This window comes from Hungatella effluvii, from assembly GCF_003201875.1.
GTDB lineage: Bacteria > Bacillota > Clostridia > Lachnospirales > Lachnospiraceae > Hungatella > Hungatella effluvii.
In genome coordinates, this window is the sequence record NZ_QJKD01000010.1 from 29848 (window position 1) to 52274 (window position 22427).

Genomic DNA, 22427 nt, shown 5'->3' on the forward strand with positions numbered 1-22427 from the left:
ATGGACATTCAAAAAACAGCGAATGCATCTGTTTTGGGAGAAATGAAGCCTTCGAAGGCCATCATCAAGCTGGCGGTGCCCGCCACTCTGGCCCTTTTAGCAAAGGCGGTCTATAATATCGTCGATACCGCTTACATCGGCATGCTGCATTCCGACACGGCACTGGCCGCCGTCGGCGTGACGCTGCCCCTGCTTCTGATCATGGTTTCGGTTGAAAACATCTTTTCCGCCGGCGCCGCCGTGCTGGCAGGCCGTCAGCTGGGTGCGAAGGATCAGGAGGGAGCGGGCATTACGGTGACAACCATCGTCGCCCTGTCGGTAGTCATCGGTATGATTCTCTGCGTCGGCGGGCTCTTCTTTATGGAACCGCTGCTCCGTTCCTTCGGCGCCTCGGAAGCGGTTCTGCCCCAGGCTAAGGACTACGCGTTCTGGATGTTTATCGCCGCGCTGGCCAATCTGCCGGCCCAAAGCTTAAACTGTGCCGCCAGGGCGGAATCTTCCGTCAAAATTTCTTCCATAGCCGTCATCACAGGCGCCGCCTTAAATGTGGTTCTGGACCCCGTTTTCATGTTCGACTGGGGCTTGGGCCTGGGTGTGCAGGGAGCCTCCCTGGCCACAACGGTATCTCAGTTTGTCACATTTTTCATCCTGCTGTGGTTCTATTTGGGCGGCCGCTCCATCATTAAAATTAAGCCGCACTATTTTAAGCCCGACTTTCACATGATAAAAACGGTCACACTGATCGGAATTCCTTCAGCGGTCATTCAGATCTGTCTTGCAGCGGCCACCTCGCTGACCAATATCGCCGCAAAGCCCATGCCGGACGCCGATTTAATCATTGCGGCCTACGGTGTCGTCCAGCGTCTGATTCTCATCGGCTGCTACGTCATCATGGGATTTATGCAGGGATATCAACCGGTCGCTTCCTATGCCTTCGGCGCGAAGAACGAAGACCGTTTTCATGAGTCTGTCCGTTTCTCCCTCACCGCCTCCCTGCTGCTGACAATCGTGGTGGCCGCGGTCTATATCGCGCTGTCACGGCCGTTCATCCGGCTATTCAACAGCAATCCCGCCGTGATCGAATACGGTTCCCGGCTGCTGATATCCCAGGTTGCCTTATATCCGGCGTTTGGGCTCTGCTATATGATGACCATCACCTTTCAGACCATCGGCGCCTCAAGGTTCGGCCTCTTCCTTTCCATGATCCGCCAGGGTCTCTTTTACGTGCCCTTTATCCTGATTCTGCCGAGGCTTCTGGGCGTGACCGGCATCTATTTTGCCCAGCCCGCGGCCGATGTTCTTACTATATTAATATGCGTTCTTTCGATCCGCTCCATGAAACGGACAGCTTCCAGAAATATGAAGGGAAACAGCTGATTACTGTAAAAACAGCTCCGGCTGCGTCCACGTCTCCATGGCGTCGTGAATGATCTTTAAAAACTCGTCTGTATAGCCCGGGCCGATATAGCACACAGAGGCTACCTTCTGCCCATCGGAGACGAAGAGATAATGCATGCTGTCGTTTATTACGGCCACATAGGCGGTTTCAAACAGCACGGAAGAAACCGCCTCCGGATCAGCGCTGCTCCACTGCAGCTGATCCTTCATCATGTTCCTTAAGACCGGCTTCACCAGCCTGGGAAAGCGGAGTTCCATATAATCCATACGAAGCATCTGGGCATCCGGTCCGTCCTGGACGATCTGAAACTGTACCGGAGCGACGATGGAAGAATGATAGGTAACAGTTCCGCTTATGGGACTGTTCTCTGGTGAGACCGCCGTAATGGGCGGAACCGGAAGACTGGTATAAGCCTCACTCAATTCCTTCTGCCAGGACTTCTGCTCTCCCGCCCATATAAACACGAGGCAGATGCAGGTTACCGCGACTGCTGAACAGATCGATCTGGCCCGTCCTATGCCAGGGCGTGTTTGACAATTGCGTTCTGGCAGATGTACGTCACATTTTGTTCCCTTTAAATATTTCCGAATCTGTATATAATCAGACATTCTCCAGAAGATATTTATACCAAACATAAAGACCATCAGGGCGCAGAGCAGGAAAGGCGTCGCCATGGTGGTCGTATACCAGAAGCCAAATCGACCCAGGATCATCCAGCACCAGAGAGCCATCAGTACGACATCCATGGCGCACGTCAGAAGGCAGCCATGGCCTGTTTTCTTCAGGGATAGCTCCCCTGCGCTTCGTATTTCTCCGGAAATCTCCGGACTTACAGCCACATCTTTAACGGTCGAAAATATCAAATACTTCCGCCACACATCACCGACTGCTTCCCACCCTGCCAGACGGTACTGTCCCGTCAATTCCTTTTCATGCTCATCCCGGTACTGGTCGCAGGGCTCCAGCTTATAGACAAGGCTTCTCGGCTCTTTTCTTTGAAAATTTGCAAAATAATACCCGGTTTTACTGACAAACAGCCCCTGGCTGGCCAGCTCCGAAAACCAGAGTTCCAGTCCGGCGCTGTTATAAGGACTGACCGGCATCAACTTCCTGATCGTTCTTTTTCGTTTTTCCATCTCTTATCCTCCTGTCAGCGCCGCGTGCGCCCAATCCTTCTCTCGAATCCCTCTCTAGGGCTCCAGCGATCCCCTCTCAAAACTGAGATACCTCGTTCCCTGAAAGGTAAGCCTGCCCATATCGCCTTCCGCCAGCATCCCATACTCCGTTCCCGATACGCCCAGCTCCATGCGGTCGCCGCTCTCGACCTGAAACGTTGCATAATAAGACGTAAAATTTGAATAAATATCCATCGTGTTCTGATTGCTGTGCCGGTGCGAAACCTCCTGACGCTTGGAAGTCACCAACGCCTCCACAGTCAATACCGGAGAGTGGTTATTGGAATTCCACTGCGAGATCCCCCGAATCAGGGTAACTACGATCATTACTGCCACGATCAAAAATATAACTCCGAATAAAATCGGAAATAACTGCGTAAAACCTCCGTAAAAGCCAAAATCACTGTACATGACGCCGCTCCTTTTCCCTGTGGCTGTTACCACTCTTTTCTTTCTATTATAGTATGTTGTCAGAATCTTTTCCTTTCTTTTTCCTTAATATTATTGATTCATTTTTATTTCTAAAAATTAAGGCCGTCTATCGCACACATTTGTATGGTTAATACAAACATATCTTGTACGTATCACAATATTTTGATTGTGATTATAACAAGGTATTGACTTTGATACTTTTCCATGGTAAACTACTGAACAATATAAAAACGGTCACTTCAGTAATGCCAATGGGGGCAGCGTGGAGATCACTTCGCGCTGCTTTTCTGCAAAATTATGCAGGCCGTGACTGAATCTAAAGGAAAAGGAGAGAATATCGCATGAATAACTTCTTCATCGCACAGACATTTGGTAAATCCTCAAACTATACGGATATTCCAAATCATTTATTCAAGGAACACAACGTAAAAAAGGGTCTCCGCAACGAGGATGGCACCGGAGTCAGGGTCGGCTTGACGCGTGTATCCGACGTTGTCGGCTATGAGATTCAGGATGGAAAAAAGGTCAATGTACCCGGTAAGCTTTTCTACCGCGGAATCGAAATCGGCGATCTGGTAAAGGGAAAAGGAAATGCACGGTACGGCTTTGAAGAAACCACATTTCTTCTGTTATTCGGATACCTTCCCTCCAGGAAAGAGCTGAACGAGTTTTCCGGAATTCTCCGTCATTTTTATCCGCTTCCCGATGAGTTTCTGGAGAAGAATCTGCTTCGTTCCCCATCCCGCAATTTAATGAACAGCCTGCAGCAGAGTATCCTTTCTCTCTATAATTATGATGAAGATCCCGACAACGTGGACCCATACCAGACGTTATTAAAGGGAATCAGCATTCTGGCTAAGCTACCTTCCATGGCCGCCTACGCCTATCAGAGCAAGATTCACTACTATGACAGAGAAAGCCTGATCATCCACTATCCAAAGGAGGAATACTCCATCGCGGAGAACATACTCTATATGCTGCGCCGCGACGGCACCTTCACCGAGCAGGAGGCAGACTTACTTGACGTCATGCTGATGATTCACGCGGATCACGGCGGTGGAAACAACTCTACCTTTACAAATGTCGTCATCTCCTCCACAGGAACCGACATCTACTCCTCGATCTCCGCATCCATCGGCTCTTTAAAGGGACCGAAGCACGGCGGCGCCAACATCCGCTGCAGTGAGATGATCTCCGCCATCGAAAAGGAAATTGGCTTAAAGGCCACCGATGCACAGATCAAACAGGTGATTAAGCGAATTCTTGACAAAGAATTTTATGATAATACCGGCCTCGTATACGGTCTCGGCCATGCCGTCTACACAGTTTCCGATCCGCGTGCCGACTTATTAAAAACCTGCTGCGAGAAGCTGGCAAAGCAGAAAAAACGTGAAGATGAATACGAATTCCTGACAAGATTTGAAAAAGTTGCCAAAGAAACTCTCGCCGGAAATGGAAAAACTCTCTCAAACAATGTGGACTTCTACAGCGGATTCGCTTATAATATGTTACAGATACCGGAAGATATGTACACGCCGCTCTTCGTCTGCGCACGTATGGCAGGCTGGCTGGCGCACAATATCGAGAATAAGATGTATGATGGAAAGATCATGCGTCCGGCGTTCAAATACGTTGGTGAAGCAACACCTTACAAGAAGAGAGAGGAAAGATAGCATATGGTTAAATTGTATGATGGAGGTGCTTTCCTGGTAAACGGTACGGAACTGGTACCGGAACAGGAAGCCGAAAAGCTTGTCGCTCTGACAGGAAAGAACGTAACAAAAGAAGAGGCGAAAAAGGGCACGATTGCCTATTCGATCCTGAAGGAACATAACACTGCGGACAATATGGATCATCTGAAGCTGCGCTTCGATTCCATGGCATCCCATGACATTACGTTTGTCGGAATTATTCAGACCGCAAGGGCGTCAGGCCTCACCGAGTTTCCGATTCCCTATGTCATGACAAACTGCCACAACTCCCTGTGTGCGGTAGGCGGTACCATCAATGAAGACGACCACATTTTTGGACTGTCAGCCGCGAAGAAATACGGCGGAATCTTCGTACCGCCTCACATCGCAGTCATTCACCAGTATATGCGTGAAATGATGGCAGGCTGCGGACGCATGATCCTCGGATCCGACAGCCATACCCGTTACGGAGCCCTGGGTACCATGGCGGTAGGCGAAGGCGGCGGCGAGCTGGTGAAGCAGCTGCTTCGTGATACATATGACGTCACCTATCCCGGCGTCGTAGCGATATATCTGACAGGAAAACCGGGCCCGGGCGTCGGTCCGCACGACGTGGCACTGGCCATCGTAGGCGCCGTATTTAAAAACGGTTACGTAAAAAACAAAGTTATGGAATTCGTAGGCCCGGGTATCGCCTCCATGGATACCGATTATCGGAACGGAGTCGATGTCATGACCACGGAGACCACCTGTCTCTCCTCCATCTGGAAAACAGACGAGGACACGAGGGACTACTTAAAGATGCACGGCAGAGAGGACGCTTATAAAGAGCTGAACCCGGCGGATGTCGCCTATTATGACGGCGTCGTATCCATCGATTTAAGCACCGTTAAGCCGATGATCGCTCTTCCATTCCATCCGAGCAACACCTACGAGATTGACGAACTGAATGCAAACCTGGGCGATATTTTAAGAACCGTGGAAAAGGAAGCCGACCATATTCTCGGCAATCCGAATGTTCATTTATCCCTGACCGATAAGATTGTGGACGGGAAGCTCCTGGTACAGCAGGGCGTCATCGCAGGCTGTGCAGGCGGCAACTATTCCAACGTCATGACGGCCGCACATATCCTGTCCGGCAAGGACTGCGGAAACGATATCTTCAACCTGTCCGTTTATCCGTCCTCACAGTCGGTATATATGGATCTGGTAAAGAAGGGAGCCGTTACAGAGCTGATGGCTGCCGGCGCTACCATCCGTACTGCGTTCTGCGGACCGTGCTTCGGCGCAGGCGACACTCCGGCAAACAACACACTGAGCATCCGCCATACCACGAGAAACTTCCCGAACCGTGAAGGCTCCAAGCCGGGTAACGGCCAGATCTCCTGCGTCGCCTTGATGGATGCCCGCTCGATCGCAGCCACCGCGGCAAACGGAGGCTACTTAACCTCGGCGGAAACCATTGCTGACGATTATACAGTACCTGCTTATGAATTCGACAGCACCTCCTATGAAAGAAGAGTTTATCAGGGTTATGGAAAGGCAGATCCGGAGGCAGAACTGATCTACGGACCGAATATCAAAGACTGGCCAGCCATGAGCGCCCTGACTGATAATATTATCCTGAGAGTCTGCTCTAAGATCATGGACCCTGTCACCACGACGGATGAACTGATTCCTTCCGGAGAGACCTCATCCTACCGCTCTAACCCGCTGGGTCTGGCAGAGTTCACGCTTTCCAGACGCGATCCGGAGTATGTCGGCCGTTCCAAGAAGGTCAATGAACTGGAGGCGGTTCGCAAGACCGGCGCTTGTCCGTTAAAACCGGATCCGGAGATGGAAGCAGCGTTCAATGCCCTTCGTATTTATTTGGATCAGCCGGAATTAAGAGCCAGAGAAACCGAGATCGGAAGCATGATCTATGCAGTAAAACCTGGCGACGGCTCCGCACGTGAGCAGGCGGCCAGCTGCCAGAGAGTTCTCGGCGGCCTCGCTAATATCGCAAACGAATACGCGACCAAGCGCTACCGCTCCAACGTGATTAACTGGGGCATGCTGCCATTCCTTCTGGATGAGGAGCCATCCTTCGACATCGATGATTTCATCTACGTTCCGGGTGTCCGCGCCGCCTTAGAAGGCGATATGCAGCATATACCGGCCTATGTCATTAAGAATGAAGAGGGCAATCCGATTCACGAGATCAAGCTCCATATTGCGGAGATGACCAGCGAGGAAAAAGAGATTGTAAAAGCCGGCTGTCTGATTAACTATAATCGCAACCGCCACAGCGAGAATTAGATTCCTTAAACAGACTCATAAAAAAGCTTTTATTAACACAGCCTCCGGCTGAAACTTGTTAATAAAAGCTTTTCTTTTATCCCTATTTCTCAATAATCTGCGTAGTTTATTTCCTTACATATCTTGTCAGTCTGCCATTTCCAACTTTTTCAATTAAGCTTTTATCAAGCATTTCTTTTACTATGTTAATTGCATGCGTAGTTCCACTACCTAAAACTGTTTCAACATCAGAACGTGTAATTTCTTTTTTATATTCAAACAACTGAAGGATTGGCAAATACTTTGCATCTTCCATACTTAAATTCCGTGCATGTACATTGGGAAGAATCACTTGAAAAGCACCTTCCACACTTTCAAATACAGGTTGTTCAGACTTCCCCTTATAGCAGCTTATAATCTTGCTGATCCCCGTACCATACGCTTCAATTAATTTCATTCTATAAAATAAATTTGCCAGCTTTTCATTTCTTGACTGGGAAGCGCCGAGCATAGCCGCTTCCAATGACAAACCGGGCACCAAGCCCCCTAAAGATATAAATTCCAGCCGGTCAGAATACAAATTAATAAAGGTGCTTCCACTAAAAGAATAATCTCTATGGACAATTGCATTCAATAATGCTTCCCGAACAGCATCTTCCGGATAATCTCTTTCGTCCGTACGTAGTAAATCATGGAAACTGGCCATTGTTCCATTATAAAAATCGATGGTTTTGTATACCTCTGCCAACTGTTCAAAAAGCGAGCCCGTAAATTCTTTCCTGTCTTTAAAGACTAATTTGTCTGTACCCTGAAAAACAGCAAATTTTATAGAATGCCTGCACTGATCCGAAACAAGCAGGCCCATATTTGTGAAAATACCATCAGACGAAAGAATTCCCAGATTCTTCATCTGCACCCCTGTAAACTCCAGTTTTCTTCTCTCCATCTCCTTACTTAAACTGTTGAACGTCAACTCCTGAATTAATGAGCGGTTTGTTTCAAATGAATCGCCATCCGTCATCTTTATCATCATGCGAATCGCATCTTCCGATGCCGGAGCGGAAGTTGTACCGCGTCTGACATATACACCGGTTGGTTTCAATCCTTTGTCGGAAAGATAATATGGTTTTTTCGTGCCTGAATCCACTGTCACTTTTATATACGATTTGTTTTCGTCTTTTAACAGTTCAATGCTTGTAAACATAGAGATATCTGGTCTGATACTATCTCTTATTGAATTTGCAATTTGCTGTATTACAAAATCAGCATGATCAACGCCAACAATCGTTCCATTGTCCTGCACACCAATATAGATCGTTCCGCCGTTTGTATTTGCAAAAGAAACAATTTCTTTCTTCAAATCAGTAGTATAGATTTCTTTTAACTCAATAATTTCGCTTTCATACAATTCCATATTATCACTCTTTCTATCACGTTCTATCACCATTCTAACACAACAAGTGATAGAATGCAAGATACCTTTTCTTTCAGCCACAAATCCCTGTTTCTCAATAATCCGCAACCCACAGTTGCAGGGCCTGCCACCACAGGGTGTTTGCATTCTTCCCCATAATCCTGTATGATCATACATAGCAGCAAAAGGAGGAACCACATGAATTTCAACGAAAAACTACAACACCTGCGCGCCAGCCGAAAGCTTTCCCAGGAAGAGCTGGCCGGACACCTGGACGTCTCCCGTCAGGCCGTGACCAAATGGGAAAACGGCCAGGCATTTCCCGATTTTCCCAATCTGGTCCGTCTCAGTGAACTCTTCGGCGTTTCCATCGACCGCCTCATCAGGCAGGAGGAGGAATGCGCCCCAGCCCTTTTAGACCCGGACCCTGCGTCTGAAAAGGCGCTTCGCCGCTTTCTTATGCGGGCTAAACAGCGCACCTACGCCTCCGGTCAGAACACCGCGCCTCCTTCACGCCCCCAGTCTCACGATTTTCGATACTCCGAACAGGATTATCTCTACATCGACACCTATCTGGGAAGCCGGAATTTCACGGGAGAGGAAGCCGTGTGGATCAGGGACACTCCCGTCTGGGCGCTCAATTACTATGGCGTATCGCTGGACGAGACCTTTTACAGTGCCTTCTTAAAGGAAGCTCTGTCACAGGTTCCAGCCGAACTTCCCCTCCGCGGCCCGGAATACTTCCGGAACGAGGATTTTACCTATGTCTGCCGGACACAGGGTACCCTCGGCCAGTTTCAGGGGGAAGAGGCCATCTACTGCCGGGAGGTCAGAATCTACACGTGTTTCTTCCACGGAGGCAGACTCTCCTGAGTCATTTTACAGCTCTAAAGGACCGCTTACAAAGGATTGGAATCTTATGGAAATGCGAATAAGAAAGTCCAGATAAATCAGATAAAAAAACAAGGAGCATGAGCAGAACCATAAATGGTTTTCTGCTCATGCTCTCTTCCGACTTTTCAATCCAGTTTTTTAATCTCCCAGTATATTCCTGATTCTCACTGGTGTTCTGTAGTTCCATGTCGAGATCTTAATACCACTTCTCCGGCTGGCCGCGTTGACGATCTGACCGTTGCCGATATAGATTCCCACATGATTGATGGTTCCTTTACTGTTCGCATAGAATACGAGATCTCCCGGACGCATCTCGCTGGACTTCACGGCTTTTCCCATATTCGCCTGCGAACCGGAATAGTGCGGAAGGCTGATGCCAAAATGACCAAATACGGAGAGTGTAAATCCGGAACAGTCCGCACCCTTAGTCAGGCTGGTGCCGCCCCATACGTAGGGATTGCCCAGGAACTGCAGTGCGTAGTTTACAATCTGGGTCCTGAGAGAAGCTGCCGCGTTGGCCTTTTCCTCCAGCGGTGAGAACTTGATCGCCTCAGGCAGCGCGTATCTTACATCGACGTAATCCGATGCCACGTAAGCGTTGCTGTCCTCCTCCAGCTCGATCTCTACCCAGCCGTCAATCTGTTTCAATACCGGATACTTCTCGTTATTCGAGATCTGGGTCCAGATCTTGGACTCGGTGGACGGCTCCGACCGGGCGTTCAGCATGTCCGTGTTCACAATGGCCATCAGCTCAGCGACCTTAAGCGCCTCATCCTTGGCCGCCTGTCCGGTCAGAATATAATCGGATTTCACGTAGCCGGTGATCTTACCGGACTGAATTTTATACCAGCCGTTATCCGTCGTCTCGAGAATGTTGCCCGCCGCCTTGCTCGGCATCTTGGCGATCACCTTGCCCTCCTCGCTGGGCTCCTCCCTGACGTTTAAGTAGTTATCCACATCCGAGATACCGATGTTCTTGTACATATTGAAGATCATGGCCTTCAGATCCAGCTTTCTGGCCTCGTTTAACGCATACTCCAGCTTGACGTAATCAGCCGACATATAGCCGGACGGAATCTGAACCCAGCCATCGACCTGATCGACGACCTCATACCGCTCGTTTATAAGGCCCTGTCCCACGACATCCGATGTGGTATTGGCCTCTTTTCTGATATTTAAGTTGTCAACCTGCACGATCGCCCGCAGTGCTACGAGCTCATAGGCTTTCGTCTTCGCCTCATCACCTGTCAGGACATACTGGGAATCAATATATCCCTCGATACCGCCGGAAGAAATCTTATACCAGCCTTCCTGGGTACTGTCTAATATCTCACAGGCGCTGTCTCCCATCAGCTTTCCGACAATATCCGCTGAGGTATTCGGTTCTTTTCTCACGTTCAAATATCCGGAAACCTGAACGATTCCGAGGTTCTTATAAGAATCGACAACCACCTTTTTTTCCTCTTCCGTCTTCTTTGCCTGTGCTTCCGCCTCAGACTCCTCGGCTTCCTTCGCCGCAATCTTCAACTGCCCCGGGTCTTCCGCCTGGCTCTCTGTCTCTGTTGCTGCAGTCGTCTTTTCCGCCCCTGCCGATACGCGCTTTGCTATGGCCTTCCCGGCAAACAGGAGGATTACAATCACCACAACCGCTATCGCTGCCAGAATGATATACCTCTCGAAATCATTCTTATTACGCTTCTTTCTGGCTTTGTTCAGATGAACGATGTAATCTTTTTTGTCACTTTTATCGCTTTTGTTTTCCATTGTGTAATATTCACTCCATCATCGTTTTTGGCTTGAAACAGTCAAGTCAGACTACGAGCCTATCCGTTTTAGTATAGCATAATTTGTCGGTTATTGCGATATAGAAAGAATAAATAATTATTAAGATTATGTAACGATTCTGTGACATAAATATGTATACGATGCTACTTCGCCAGGATCATTCGGTCATTTGCAAACTCTTCGCCGCTTGCTTCCTCGAATTTCTTTAAGAGGTCTTCCACCTCCAGGTTCCTCTTCTCTTCCCCGGAAATATCATAGATAATGCGGCCTTCATGCATCATGATGAGGCGGTTGCCGATGGAGATGGCATCCTTCATGTTATGGGTGATCATCAGAGTCGTCAGATTCTGCTCTTCCACGATCTCCTGCGTGATCTCCAGCACCTTTTTCGCCGTCTTCGGATCCAGGGCCGCGGTGTGCTCGTCAAGCAGAAGCAGCTTCGGTTTCTGAAGCGTCGCCATCAGAAGCGTCAGCGCCTGTCTCTGACCGCCAGACAACAGACCTACCTTGTTGGTCATGCGGGTCTGGAGTCCCAGCCCCAGCTTCAATAAGGCATCGTGGTAGAAATCCTTCTCGTTGGCCTTGATTCCCCAGCCCAGGCCGCGCGTCTTGCCCCGCCGGAATGCGAGAGCCATGTTCTCCTGAATCTCCATGCCGGCCGCCGTTCCCATCATGGGATCCTGGAAGACTCTGCCAATGTAGCGGGCGCGCTTATACTCCGGTTCCCTGGAAATGTTGACGCCGTCGATCTCGATCTTGCCGGAGTCGATAGGGTATACCCCCGCAATCATATTGAGCATCGTGGATTTCCCCGCGCCGTTGCCGCCGATCACTGTTACAAAATCACCTTCATCCAGATGAAGGTTGATGCCGTTTAACGCTTTTTTCTCGTTGATCGTATTCTTATTAAAAGTCTTTCTGACATTCTGAATATCCAGCATAATTATTCTCCCCCTTCCGTGTAAGCCTTCTTAAGCCGCCATTTTCTCACCACGACAGGGACACAGAGGGCAACCGCCACAATCACCGCGGAAAGCAGCTTCATATCGTTGGCATTCATGCCCATCCTCAGTACCACCGCACGGATGACGAAGTAAATGACAGAGCCTACCACAGCCGAGGTCAGCTTGCTGCCGAAGGAACGAAGACGTCCCATAAGCACCTCCCCAATAACGATAGCCGCCAGACCGATGACAATGGCGCCTGTTCCCATGCCGATGTCTGCATACTTCTGGCTCTGGCATACGAGTCCGCCTGATAAACCTACAAGGCCGTTGCTGATGGTCAGCGCCAGCAGCTTGGTCCAGTTCGTATTCACGCCCTGCGCCCGGATCATGGCCTCGTTGTTGCCGGTCGCACGCATAGCGCTTCCGATCTCCGTACCGAAGAACCAGTACAGAAAGGCAATCATTACGATCGCAACTCCGATTCCTATGAGAAGGGAAGCGATCTGTTTATTGATCCCTGTCCATCCGATGATCTTGGAGAAAATTGTGTCGGTCTTTAACAGAGGCACATTGCTCTTGCCTCCCATGATCCGCAGATTGATGGACCATAATCCGATCTGCGTCAAAATTCCCGCGAGAATCGCCGGTATCTCAAACACTGTATGTAAGAATCCTGTCACCGCTCCTGCCGCCATGCCCGCTGCTGCTGCCACAATCAGTGCGGCCCAGGGATCCATCCCTCTGTTCAATACCATGACGGCGCAGACACAGCCGCCCAAAGCAAAGCTTCCATCCACCGTCAAATCGGCAATGTCCAAAAGCTTGTAGGTGATGTAGACACCCAGTACCATAATTCCCCATAAGACTCCCTGTACTACCGCATCCTGAAGGGATACCAGTAAACCGTTCATTGAACCATTCCTCCGCATCTTTATCTTTCTGGCATTTCCTTAAGCGTCTGTGATAACGCTCATAAATGCCTTACATAAAGAATACACTTCCGCATTCTTTATGTAAAGCATTTATGTAGAAACAGACAGATGCCTGCCGCCGCTGGCATCTGCCTGTTCATAAATATTCTTTTATTTGAGACCGGAAACGTCGATCCCAAGCGCTGCCGCCGTATCTTCGTTTACAGTCAGATTGCACTTGTCTGCCGGCAGGTATTCGATCGGCATCTGAGAGATATCAGCGCCTTCTGTCAGGATTCTGACAGCCTGCTGGCCGGTTAAGTAACCGAGCTGGAAGTAGTCGATTCCGTATGTAGCCAGACCTCCTGCGTCCACCATGCCCTCTTCTCCGCAGATAACCGGGATTCCGTTGTCACTCGCCACCATGGCTACCGTCGCCATGCCTGCTGCGATGGTGTTGTCTGTAGGAGCGTAGATCGCGTCCACATTGCCTACCATGGAGGTAACTACGGTCTGAAGCTCGTTGGAGTTGGATACCGTATAATCAATGGCCTTCATACCCTTCGCCTCAATGGCTTCTCTCGCCATCTTAGCCTGGATCTCAGAGTTGGATTCCGCTGAACAGTAAAGCACACCGATGGTCTGTGCATCCGGAAGGATCTGTTTTAATAAATCGATCTGCTCCTTCACCGGAGTTAAATCGGAAGTACCGCTGACGTTGCCGCCCGGAACGTCATTGCTTGCGACTAAATCAGACTCTGCCGGATCGGTTACAGCTGTAAGGAGAACCGGGATATCCGTTGTCGCACCGGCCACTGCCTGTGCAGCCGGAGTCGCAATCGCAAGGATTAAGTCGTCACCGTCATTCACCAGCTTGCTAGCGATGGTCTGGCAGGTCGGCTGATCGCCGGAGGCGTTCTGCTGGTCCACCGTATAATTAAGTCCGGCGTCATCAAGCGCCTGGATAAATCCCTTGTTTGCCGCGTCCAGCGCGGAATGCTGTACCAGCTGAAGAACACCGATCTTAAACTGCTTGCCGTCGTCCGTCTTAGCTGCCTCTGCTGTCGTCTCTTCTGCCTTCGTGTCAGCTGCGGAAGAAGCCGCCTCTGCCGTCGTTGTCTCTGGTGCCGCGGTCGTCTCTGCCGGCTTGCTCCCACATGCCGTTAAAGACATCATCATGGCGCCTGCCAGGATGAGTGATGCCACTTTTGCTGTTTTTTTCATAACCAATCTCTCCTCTTCTTCACAAATCTCGTTCGATCTGAACTTAATTGGTATCATACTACAAAAAATCCACCCCGTCAATTTCATTGCTTTAAAATTATGTGTGTTTAACGCATTAAAGTGGATTTTTGTTAAAAATGCCGAAAACAGAGAAATGGTTTTATCACTTTTTACCCTGCCAAAAAACCATTTCCAATAATTTCACTGGAATTGGAAATCAGGATAAATGCACTCGGCTCCACACGCCGGATATAATTTCTGAGTTTTAACGCCTGGGAACGCTTCATGGTGGTCAGAACCACCGTCTTCCGGTGATGGGTAAACGCTCCCTGCGCCTCGTACACCGTCGCGCTCCGGTTCAGGCCGTTGATAATATAGTCGCAGATCGGTCCCGGATCATCACAGATGATGCTGAAGCACTTGCAGAGGTTGATATTCTCGATCACATCGTCGATGACCAGCGATTTCGCCATAAGTCCGAGGGAAGAGAACAGTCCCGTCTCCGGCCCGAACACAAAGAACGCCATGATCACCGCAGCCATGTCCACGACAAGCAGCACCGTACCGATGTTGCAGCTCGTATACTTTTTCAAAATCATCGCGAGAATATCGGTTCCGCCGCTGGATGCGCCGATATGAAACAGGATCGCCGAACCGACTCCCGGAAGAAATATCGCAAAGATCAATTCCAGAAGAGGCTCATTGGTCAGCGGACGGACCATCGGACACGTCCGTTCTAAAAATGAAAGGGTAAATGACATCAGGATGCTGGCGTACACCGTCTTCACGCCAAATCCACGCCCTAAAAAAATAAAACCTGTCACTAAAAGCGCCATGTTGACGATGGTCGTAAATTGACTTGCCGACCAGTGGGTCATCGCGCTCACTACCGTGGCAAAACCCGTGACACCTCCAAAAGCAAAATTATTCGGAAATTTGAAAAAATAAATTCCGATGACCATAATCCAGATACTGCCCGTTATGATCCCATACTCCACCAGTGTTCTGAGTGTTTTGTTTTCTATCTGTTTCATGACTTCGTCTGTCAGCCCCGGCCTTTTCTTCCAGCCGGTCCCCCTTTTATCACGCGAGTGCTCCCAAAAACGGAGAGCGCTCCCTGCTAGTAAATGAGAGGCACGCCTCTTATTCCCAATAGAATATAGCGCAATCGTATTACAATTACAAACACCAAACAAGCTGACCCTGCCACAACAGTATGTCTGTGGCAGGGTCAGCCTGCAAAAACCACCTTATGCTTCCAGAAAGCCGGTGCTGTGGAGGAAACGTCCGAACGCTTCCCTGCCCTCTCCGTCGCACTTGTAGACGCCCGCATCCTCAAGGACGCGCTCGAATACAAGGCCTACTTCCTTCTTTAAAATCCCGTCAATCGTATCCTTCGTGATCTCCGGATACTGGGGCAGGAATTCTTCCACCCAGTCCGCGTGCTTCTCGATCATCTCGTTGCTGCGGATATCCTTTTTCTCCAGAATATACTCGGCCAAAAGGCTTAGCTCTGCCTTCAGTCTGGAAGGAAGGACGGCCAGTCCCATCACCTCGATCAGGCCGATGTTCTCCTTCTTGATGTGATGAAGCTCCTGATGAGGATGGTATACGCCTAAGGGATACTCCTCCGTCGTAATATTGTTCCGGAGCACCAGGTCCAGTTCATACATCTCTCCCTTTTTCCTGGCAATTGGAGTAATTGTATTATGCGGTTCCCCGTCAGTCTCTGCAAAAATAAACGCTTCCTCGTCCGTATAGCCTCTCCACGCCTGCAATACCCGGTCTCCCAGCCGGATTAAGTCGTCCGGATTCTTGCTGCGGGTTCTCAAAACAGCCATCGGCCATTTCACGATGCCGGCTTCCACACCCGGAAACTCCTCCATCTGGTAATACTTCTCGATCGGCGCCTTCGCCATGGCAAAGGTATAGTTGCCTCCCTGGAAATGGTCATGAGACAGGATAGAACCGCCCACAATCGGCAGATCCGCATTGGAGCCCAGGAAGTAATGAGGGAACAGCCTGACGAAATCGAACAGCTTGACAAAGGTGTTCTTCTCAATCTTCATGGGAATGTGCTGTCCGTTAAACACGATACAGTGCTCGTTATAGTATACGTATGGGGAATACTGAAAGCCCCACCTGCTGTCGTTAATTTTTAAACGAATGATCCGGTGGTTGTTCCGGGCGGGATGATTCGTTCTTCCTGCGTATCCCTCGTTCTCCATACAGAGCTGACACTTGGGATAACCGCTCTGCTTTGCCAGCTTAGCGGCCGCAATGGCTTTCGGGTCCTTCTCAGGCTTGGATAAGTTGACGGTAATATCGAGATCGCCGTACTTCGTGGGCGTCACCCATCTCATATCCTTTTTGATGCGGTACCGTCTGATGTAGTCTGAATCCTGGCTCAGTTTATAATAGTAATCCGTGGCTGCCTCCGGTGACTCCCCCTCATAGATCTCCCAGAATTTCTTCTCGATCTCACCCGGTCTCGGCATCAGGCAGTTCATCAGTTTTGTATCGAATAAATCCCGGTATGTAATGCTGTCCTCCGGCATAACTCCCGTCTCATGGGCATAATCCAGCAATTCCTTTAAAACGGATTCCAAATCAGTCTCACCTGACTCACCTTCCGGTTCTTCATACTCGTCCATCCGCATCACGTCAAGAATCTGGTTCGTGGCATAGATCTTATCAGCCTCCGTAATCAGTCCTGTATCCAACCCGTACTGCACCAGTTTCTTTATTGCCTCATAAATCATCCCAATCCCTCCTGTTTTCTTCATGACTGTTTCCCTCTATTATAACTTGAGGGTACGCGTAAAACAATACGATATCCTTTGTTTTTCCTACAATTTTTTTATAAAGCGGGGAAGCCGTTCCACGATCATCCCTCCGACCAGACCGATCACGAGGCCGGCGGCCGTACCTGCAATCAGAAGCACGGGCAGATAAACGAAGACTCCCGCCTGCTTTACCACCAGCGCCGCCACACACAGCTGGCCGATGTTATGGCCCACGCCGCCAATGACGCTGATTCCCACAGAGCTGAACCATTCCCGCTTTTTGCACAGGATCATCAGCAGAATGCTTAAGACCCAGCCGCCAAGGCTGTACATCATGCTGAAGACATTACCAAAGGTAAACGCCACCAGCACGATGCGGATCATGGAAACGGCCACGGTTCCGCCGATTCCGACCGTATAGAGACCCACGACCGTCACCAGATTGGCCAGCCCCAGCTTCACACCCGGAACCCCAAGGGAAATGGGGATCAGAGTCTCTACGAAGCTTAACACGAAGGCAAGCGCAATCAGCATGCCGTAGAGCGCCGTCTTATGGGCGGGGCTTTGTTCCGTCTTTCCTGCCATAGTCTTACCTCCTTTTTTGTTCCGCCTACCATCTTACCATATTTCCGGTATAAAATACAATTGCCAGACTTCGAAAAGTCCGGCAATTGTTAAAATTCATTACTTTTCACTGGCCAACCAGTGCGAGGTGTTTTTTGTGAGTGCAGCGTAGCGGAAGTCACAGAAAACCCGAGGGGGCCAGCGCCAAACTGCGTTTTTGCAGTTTGTGTGCATCGCGCAGCGTGTTGCTGGTCACGGAGTGAGCAGTAACTAAAATTCTAATCACGCATCACTGCTTACTTGGAAGCCTGCTTCAAACAGTCTTCCACACCGCCTGTAAATCCGTATAAATTGATGCTTACGGAAGCGATGGTATCGGTATAGCCATCTTCATTGATCAGACCGTCCAGAGACTGGTTATCCAGCACGTAGGCCACAACCGCTTCTGCCTGTTCATGCCACTTCGGGCCGTCTTCTGTCATCACGTACTCGCCGTTCATGGATAAGCTGCTCTTTTTCTTTCCGTCCTTATCCACACAGTCCCAGGTGAGAGCCGTGATCTTTCCATTCTGTATCGTCATGGCAACCTGATCCTTATAGCCGTTGCCGTCAAATTCCGGAGATTCGTAGGAGTAGCTTCCATCCTTTACCGCATTCACGGAAGCTGCCGCTGTACCGCCTTCCGAAGACTGGCGCAGACAGTCCTCCACGCCGCCGGTAAAGCCGTATAAGTTGATGCTCACGGACGCCACCGTATCGGTATAGCCGTCCTCATTGATCAGGCCATCGAGCGACTGGTTCTCCAGCACGTATTTTACGACTGCATCTGCCTGCTCATGCCACTTCGGGCCGTCCTCCGTCATGACGTACTCGCCGTCCATGGAGAGATTGCTCTTTTTCTTTCCATCTTTATCCACGCAGTCCCAGGTGAGAGCCGTGATCTTTCCATCCTTCACGGTCATGGAAACCTGATCCTTGTATCCGTTGCTGTCGAACTCCGGTGCCTCATAGGAGTAAGATCCGTCGTTCCAGCTGCTCTTTGCCGCGGTTTCTGAAGATGCCTGACGCAGGCAGTCCTTCACACCGTTTACAAATCCGTATAAGTTGATGCTTACGGAAGCCACCGTATCGGTATAGCCATCCGCGTCGATTAAGTTATCGAGAGACTGGTTATCCAGCACGTATTTCACGACCGCATCTGCCTGCTCGTGCCACTTCGGGCCGTCCTCAGTCATCACATACTCGCCGTTCATGGATAAGTTGCTCTTCAGTTTTCCGTCCTTATCCACGCAGTCCCAGGTAAGGGCTGTGATCTTGCCGCCTTTGATGGTCATGGCTACCTGGTCTTTATATCCGTTGCTGTCGAATTCCGGCGCCTCATAAGTGTAAGACCCGTCGTTCCATCCAGCCTTCGTTCCGGCTTCTCCGGCTGCCTGCTTCAGACAGTCCTTCACACCGTTTACAAATCCGTATAAATTAATGCTTACGGACGCCACCGTATCGGTATAGCCATCTGCATTGATCAGACCGTCCAGAGACTGGTTATCCAGCACGTATTTCACGACCGCATCCGCCTGCTCGTGCCACTTCGGGCCATCCTCCGTCATCACGTACTCACCGTTCATGGATAAGTTGCTCTTCAGCTTTCCGTCCTTATCCACACAGTCCCAGGTTAAAGAGGTAATCTTGCCGCCCTTGATGGTCATGGCCACCTGATCCTTATATCCGTTACTGTCGAACTCCGGTGCCTCATAAGAGTAAGATCCGTCGTTCCAGCCGGCCTTTGTTCCGGCTTCTCCGGCCGCCTGCTTCAGACAGTCCTTCACACCGTTTACAAATCCATATAAATTAATACTTACGGAAGCTACCGTGTCGGTATAGCCTTCTTCATTGATCAGGCCATCCAGAGACTGATGATCCAGCACGTATTTCACGACTGCATCCGCCTGCTCATACCACTTCGGGCCGTCTTCCGTCATCACGTACTGGCCATCCATGGACAGATTGCTCTTCAGTTTTCCGTCTTTATCGACGCAGTCCCAGGAAAGCGCCGTGATCTTGCCGTCCTTGATGGTCATATTCACCTGATCCTTGTATCCGTTGTCATCGAATTCAGGGGATTCATAGGAATATGTACCGTCATTCCAGCCAGTCGCTGTTTCCTCTGCCTTTGTTGTCTCTTCTTCCACGGCTTCGCCTCTGGCTTCGGCAAGTGCCTTTTCCACCGCTTTTATGATCGCGTTGCTGCTGAGTGTGGCGCCTGAAACCGCATCCATATCCAGCGTCTGTTTTCCAATAATTGCATCCGGAAGGGATGGTACTACCTGATCCAGAAGTGTCTCTTTCTCTCCCACTACATCGATCGATTCGATCGCCTTTGTGGAAACCTTAACCGTTACGGTAACGGGTCCGCCGTATCCGCGGGCAGACGCCGTGTACGTTCCCGCCGTGTAGATCGCCGGACGTGCCATATCATCAATTGCTTTGTAAAGCGGATCGGATCCGAGTATTGTTGCTCCCGCCAGAACCACCAGCGCACCCAGCCCGATCAGTCCCTTTTTCTTCGTATCCATACTGCCTTTATTCATGATCTCCTCCTGAAATGTACGATTTACTACTTTGTTTTTATTTTAACATATTCTTAACGATTCAAGCAATGCTTTTTTTAATGATTTTGATTATTTTATAAAATTTTTATAACTTCATGTATAATTCTGGAAATTGTGTTATACTATGAAGGGCAATTGCTGGAGAATTGGAAAAATATGTAGGATTTTGGTACTTTATTATGCTAATTCAACACAGCATTGTTCAAAAGTACGAAGAACAGGAAAGAAAATGATGAGTGCAGAGAATAAACATATCAGAAAAAAGAAGAAGGAGCTCGTTCTGATCCTTGTTATTTTAGCAGTTTCCGCGCTTCTTTATGCGGGCACGCGGATTATTTTTTCAAAACCACCAATGAGAGTCGAAATATCGGTGGATGGAACTGTGATTCAAACCCTTGATTTAAATAAAGACACAGAGCTCACCGTCGAAGGCTGGAACGGCGGGACGAACCACGTCGTCATCAAAGACGGAACGGTTCATGTCACCGAGGCCAGCTGCCCGGATAAGGTCTGTGTCAACCAGGGGACGATCCGGCGGACCGGGGAAGCCATCATCTGCCTTCCCAACCGCATGATCGCCCGTATTACCGGCGGAGAATAATTTCTCCGCCTATTCTTTTGCCGCAACCTGGCGTTTTAAGTATCCAAACGCGCCGGAACGGCAGAGAACGCCGATCAGAATCGCCGCGATGGCCGTTCCGCACAGCGTACTCATCAAAAATGGCGCCACATAGAAAAACAGGGCGACCTCTTTTCCCATAAGAATCGCCGCAACCGGATAACAGAGCGTCGCTCCGATTATACCGGTGCCGATGATCTCGGCCGCATAGGCGGCGGTCAGTTTTCCAGTCCAGCGGTAGGCCAGCCCGCAGAGCAGCGCTCCCACCATGCTTCCCGGAAATGCAAGAAGGCTTCCCGTCCCCATCAGGTTTCTAATGAGCGACGTACAGAAAGCGATTGCCACACCGTAGACCGGACCCAGAAATACGCCTGCCATGACGTTTACCATGTGCTGAATCGGGAAACATTTCGACGCCCCGATCGGCACGGAAAAGGTGGACAGCGCCACCGCCAGAGCGGTCAGCATGCCGCTCACTACCAGTTTCTTAACATTGAATTTCATCTTCAGTTCCTCCTGTGTTTTTCTGTCACATACAAAGAGTACGGCAAGCCGGACTCGTACGCCGGAGCACGGTCGCTTCAGCGGCCCTATTACAAACTTTCCCCTGAAACAAAAAAAGCGCCCATACCAAACGTCTGGTATGGGCGGCAAATATCCCTGTCATCTCATATTTCCCTACGTTGGCATTATCCAAATCAGGTAATAGGTCGAAGTTTGAGCACTTCCTCTCAGCCCGCCGCACGAGCTCCCTGTTGTATGTCAGTCTATCACTGCCAGCTTTTTTTGTCAATCCTTTCTTTCATCACCAAAGAAAAACAGAGCCACGGTTCCCGGCCCCGTATGAGCTCCGATCACGGTTCCGATGCTGTTGATCAGCACTCTGCCGTTCAGCTCCGGAAAACGCGCCTCCACCAGATCGGCCACGGCCCTCGCGTCGTCGCCGCAGGCAGAACAGGAGATGAAGCACTTCCCTTTGTACCCGTTCTTTCCATCGGCATGCTCTTCCATCATCCGGACCGCTTCCTGCATCGCCTTTTTCTTTGTCCTGATCTTATGGCGGGGAACCAAATGTCCCTCGTGATCCATATTCATCAGCGGACATATGTTTAATACAGTTCCCAGCATGGCCGAGGTCGCCGAAATACGGCCGCCCCGCTTAAAGCTGGTTAAATCCGTGGAAAAGAACCAGTGATGCACGTGAAGCCTCCGCTCCATCGTGATCCGGTACACCTCTTCCAGAGAAAGGCCCTGGTCGCGTAAATCCGCGGCCGCATCCACCAGCAGTCCGTAACCGGAAGAAGCCCCCAGGGAGTCCACCACCAGAATCTTCCGGTCCGGATACTCTTCCTTCAGCTCTTCCACCGCACTGCAGGCGGAATTATAGGTTCCTGAAATGCCGGAGGAAAGGCTGATATGGAGAATATCCTTTCCCTCCTTTAATATAGCTCCAAAAAAATCATGGAACTCAGCCACGTTGACCTGTGATGTAGTCGGCATGGCACCTTTTGAAATCCTGTTGTAAAACTCATCAAACGGCATGCTCTGTCCCAAATCATCCGGGTAGGACACCCCGTCCATTAAGTAGTGGAAGCAGACATAGGGAATCTGACGTTCGTCAAAATACGTTTTCTTCATATCTGCCGTGGAACAGCATGTTAATACAAATTGATTCATACTCCGCACACCTCCTTTTGTGA

General features: G+C 49.9%; 18 protein-coding genes and 1 riboswitch. Of the genes, 5 read left to right on the plus strand and 13 right to left on the minus strand.

What is annotated here, in order from left to right; all coding sequences use genetic code 11:
• The gene (locus DFR60_RS18195; RefSeq protein ID WP_110324178.1) at nt 1–1377 is read left to right on the plus strand and encodes an MATE family efflux transporter; all 1377 of its coding nucleotides are present in this window, start codon (nt 1–3) and stop codon (nt 1375–1377) included.
• On the opposite strand, the gene DFR60_RS18200 is transcribed toward DFR60_RS18195, so the two are convergent.
• Nucleotides 1378–2535 carry a DUF2812 domain-containing protein gene (locus tag DFR60_RS18200; protein ID WP_110324179.1) on the minus strand — a complete coding sequence of 386 codons (1158 nt, stop codon included), beginning with the start codon at nt 2533–2535 and terminating at the stop codon, nt 1378–1380.
• 54 nt (nt 2536–2589) lie between these two features.
• On the minus strand, nt 2590–2985 hold the full coding sequence (locus DFR60_RS18205) for a DUF2500 domain-containing protein (protein ID WP_110324180.1): 396 nt from the start codon (nt 2983–2985) through the stop codon (nt 2590–2592).
• Nucleotides 2986–3347: 362 nt separating this feature from the next.
• Here DFR60_RS18205 and DFR60_RS18210 point away from each other — a divergent pair, with 362 nt between their 5' ends.
• Entirely contained in the window at nt 3348–4679 is a 1332-nt protein-coding gene (locus DFR60_RS18210) for a citrate synthase (RefSeq protein WP_110324181.1), read from the plus strand.
• 3 nt (nt 4680–4682) lie between these two features.
• Nucleotides 4683–6995, plus strand: a complete 2313-nt coding sequence (locus tag DFR60_RS18215; protein ID WP_110324182.1) for a hydratase — start codon at nt 4683–4685, stop codon at nt 6993–6995.
• 106 nt (nt 6996–7101) lie between these two features.
• Here DFR60_RS18215 and DFR60_RS18220 read toward each other — a convergent pair whose 3' ends face one another.
• Entirely contained in the window at nt 7102–8388 is a 1287-nt protein-coding gene (locus DFR60_RS18220; protein WP_110324183.1) for an RNA-binding domain-containing protein, read from the minus strand.
• Nucleotides 8389–8586: 198 nt separating this feature from the next.
• Between DFR60_RS18220 and DFR60_RS18225 the strand changes: the two genes are divergently transcribed.
• Nucleotides 8587–9261 (plus strand): DUF5680 domain-containing protein, encoded by a 675-nt coding sequence (locus DFR60_RS18225; RefSeq protein WP_110324184.1) that lies wholly within the window; start codon nt 8587–8589, stop codon nt 9259–9261.
• 159 nt (nt 9262–9420) lie between these two features.
• Here DFR60_RS18225 and DFR60_RS18230 read toward each other — a convergent pair whose 3' ends face one another.
• From DFR60_RS18230 to DFR60_RS18265, 8 genes are all read right to left on the minus strand, one after another.
• On the minus strand, nt 9421–11046 hold the full coding sequence (locus tag DFR60_RS18230) for a C40 family peptidase (RefSeq protein ID WP_110324185.1): 1626 nt from the start codon (nt 11044–11046) through the stop codon (nt 9421–9423).
• A 164-nt stretch (nt 11047–11210) separates the two neighbouring features.
• Entirely contained in the window at nt 11211–12008 is a 798-nt protein-coding gene (locus tag DFR60_RS18235) for an ABC transporter ATP-binding protein (protein WP_029466354.1), read from the minus strand.
• 2 nt (nt 12009–12010) lie between these two features.
• Nucleotides 12011–12925 carry an ABC transporter permease gene (locus tag DFR60_RS18240; protein ID WP_110324186.1) on the minus strand — a complete coding sequence of 305 codons (915 nt, stop codon included), beginning with the start codon at nt 12923–12925 and terminating at the stop codon, nt 12011–12013.
• Nucleotides 12926–13096: 171 nt separating this feature from the next.
• Nucleotides 13097–14149 (minus strand): ABC transporter substrate-binding protein, encoded by a 1053-nt coding sequence (locus DFR60_RS18245; RefSeq protein WP_110324187.1) that lies wholly within the window; start codon nt 14147–14149, stop codon nt 13097–13099.
• 170 nt (nt 14150–14319) lie between these two features.
• The gene (locus tag DFR60_RS18250) at nt 14320–15183 is read right to left on the minus strand and encodes a YitT family protein (RefSeq protein ID WP_110324188.1); all 864 of its coding nucleotides are present in this window, start codon (nt 15181–15183) and stop codon (nt 14320–14322) included.
• Nucleotides 15184–15399: 216 nt separating this feature from the next.
• Entirely contained in the window at nt 15400–16911 is a 1512-nt protein-coding gene (gene galT, locus DFR60_RS18255) for a UDP-glucose--hexose-1-phosphate uridylyltransferase (protein ID WP_110324189.1), read from the minus strand.
• 87 nt (nt 16912–16998) lie between these two features.
• On the minus strand, nt 16999–17520 hold the full coding sequence (locus DFR60_RS18260; RefSeq protein ID WP_110324190.1) for a Gx transporter family protein: 522 nt from the start codon (nt 17518–17520) through the stop codon (nt 16999–17001).
• A gap of 275 nt (nt 17521–17795) precedes the next feature.
• Nucleotides 17796–20087, minus strand: coding sequence for an FMN-binding protein (locus DFR60_RS18265; RefSeq protein ID WP_110324191.1), 2292 nt, complete (start codon nt 20085–20087; stop codon nt 17796–17798).
• A gap of 250 nt (nt 20088–20337) precedes the next feature.
• On the opposite strand from DFR60_RS18265, the gene DFR60_RS18270 reads away from it, so the two are divergent.
• Nucleotides 20338–20709: a NusG domain II-containing protein gene (locus DFR60_RS18270; RefSeq protein ID WP_110324192.1), complete on the plus strand. Its 372-nt coding sequence runs from the start codon at nt 20338–20340 to the stop codon at nt 20707–20709.
• Between the two features lie 9 nt (nt 20710–20718).
• On the opposite strand, the gene thiW is transcribed toward DFR60_RS18270, so the two are convergent.
• Both thiW and DFR60_RS18280 read right to left on the minus strand, forming a co-directional pair.
• Nucleotides 20719–21231, minus strand: a complete 513-nt coding sequence (gene thiW / locus DFR60_RS18275; RefSeq protein WP_002603906.1) for an energy coupling factor transporter S component ThiW — start codon at nt 21229–21231, stop codon at nt 20719–20721.
• A 153-nt stretch (nt 21232–21384) separates the two neighbouring features.
• Nucleotides 21385–21492: riboswitch (TPP riboswitch) on the minus strand.
• A gap of 24 nt (nt 21493–21516) precedes the next feature.
• Complete coding sequence (locus tag DFR60_RS18280) at nt 21517–22404, minus strand: DegV family protein (RefSeq protein ID WP_110324193.1); 888 nt, start codon at nt 22402–22404, stop codon at nt 21517–21519.
• Between the last annotated feature and the right edge of the window lie 23 nt (nt 22405–22427).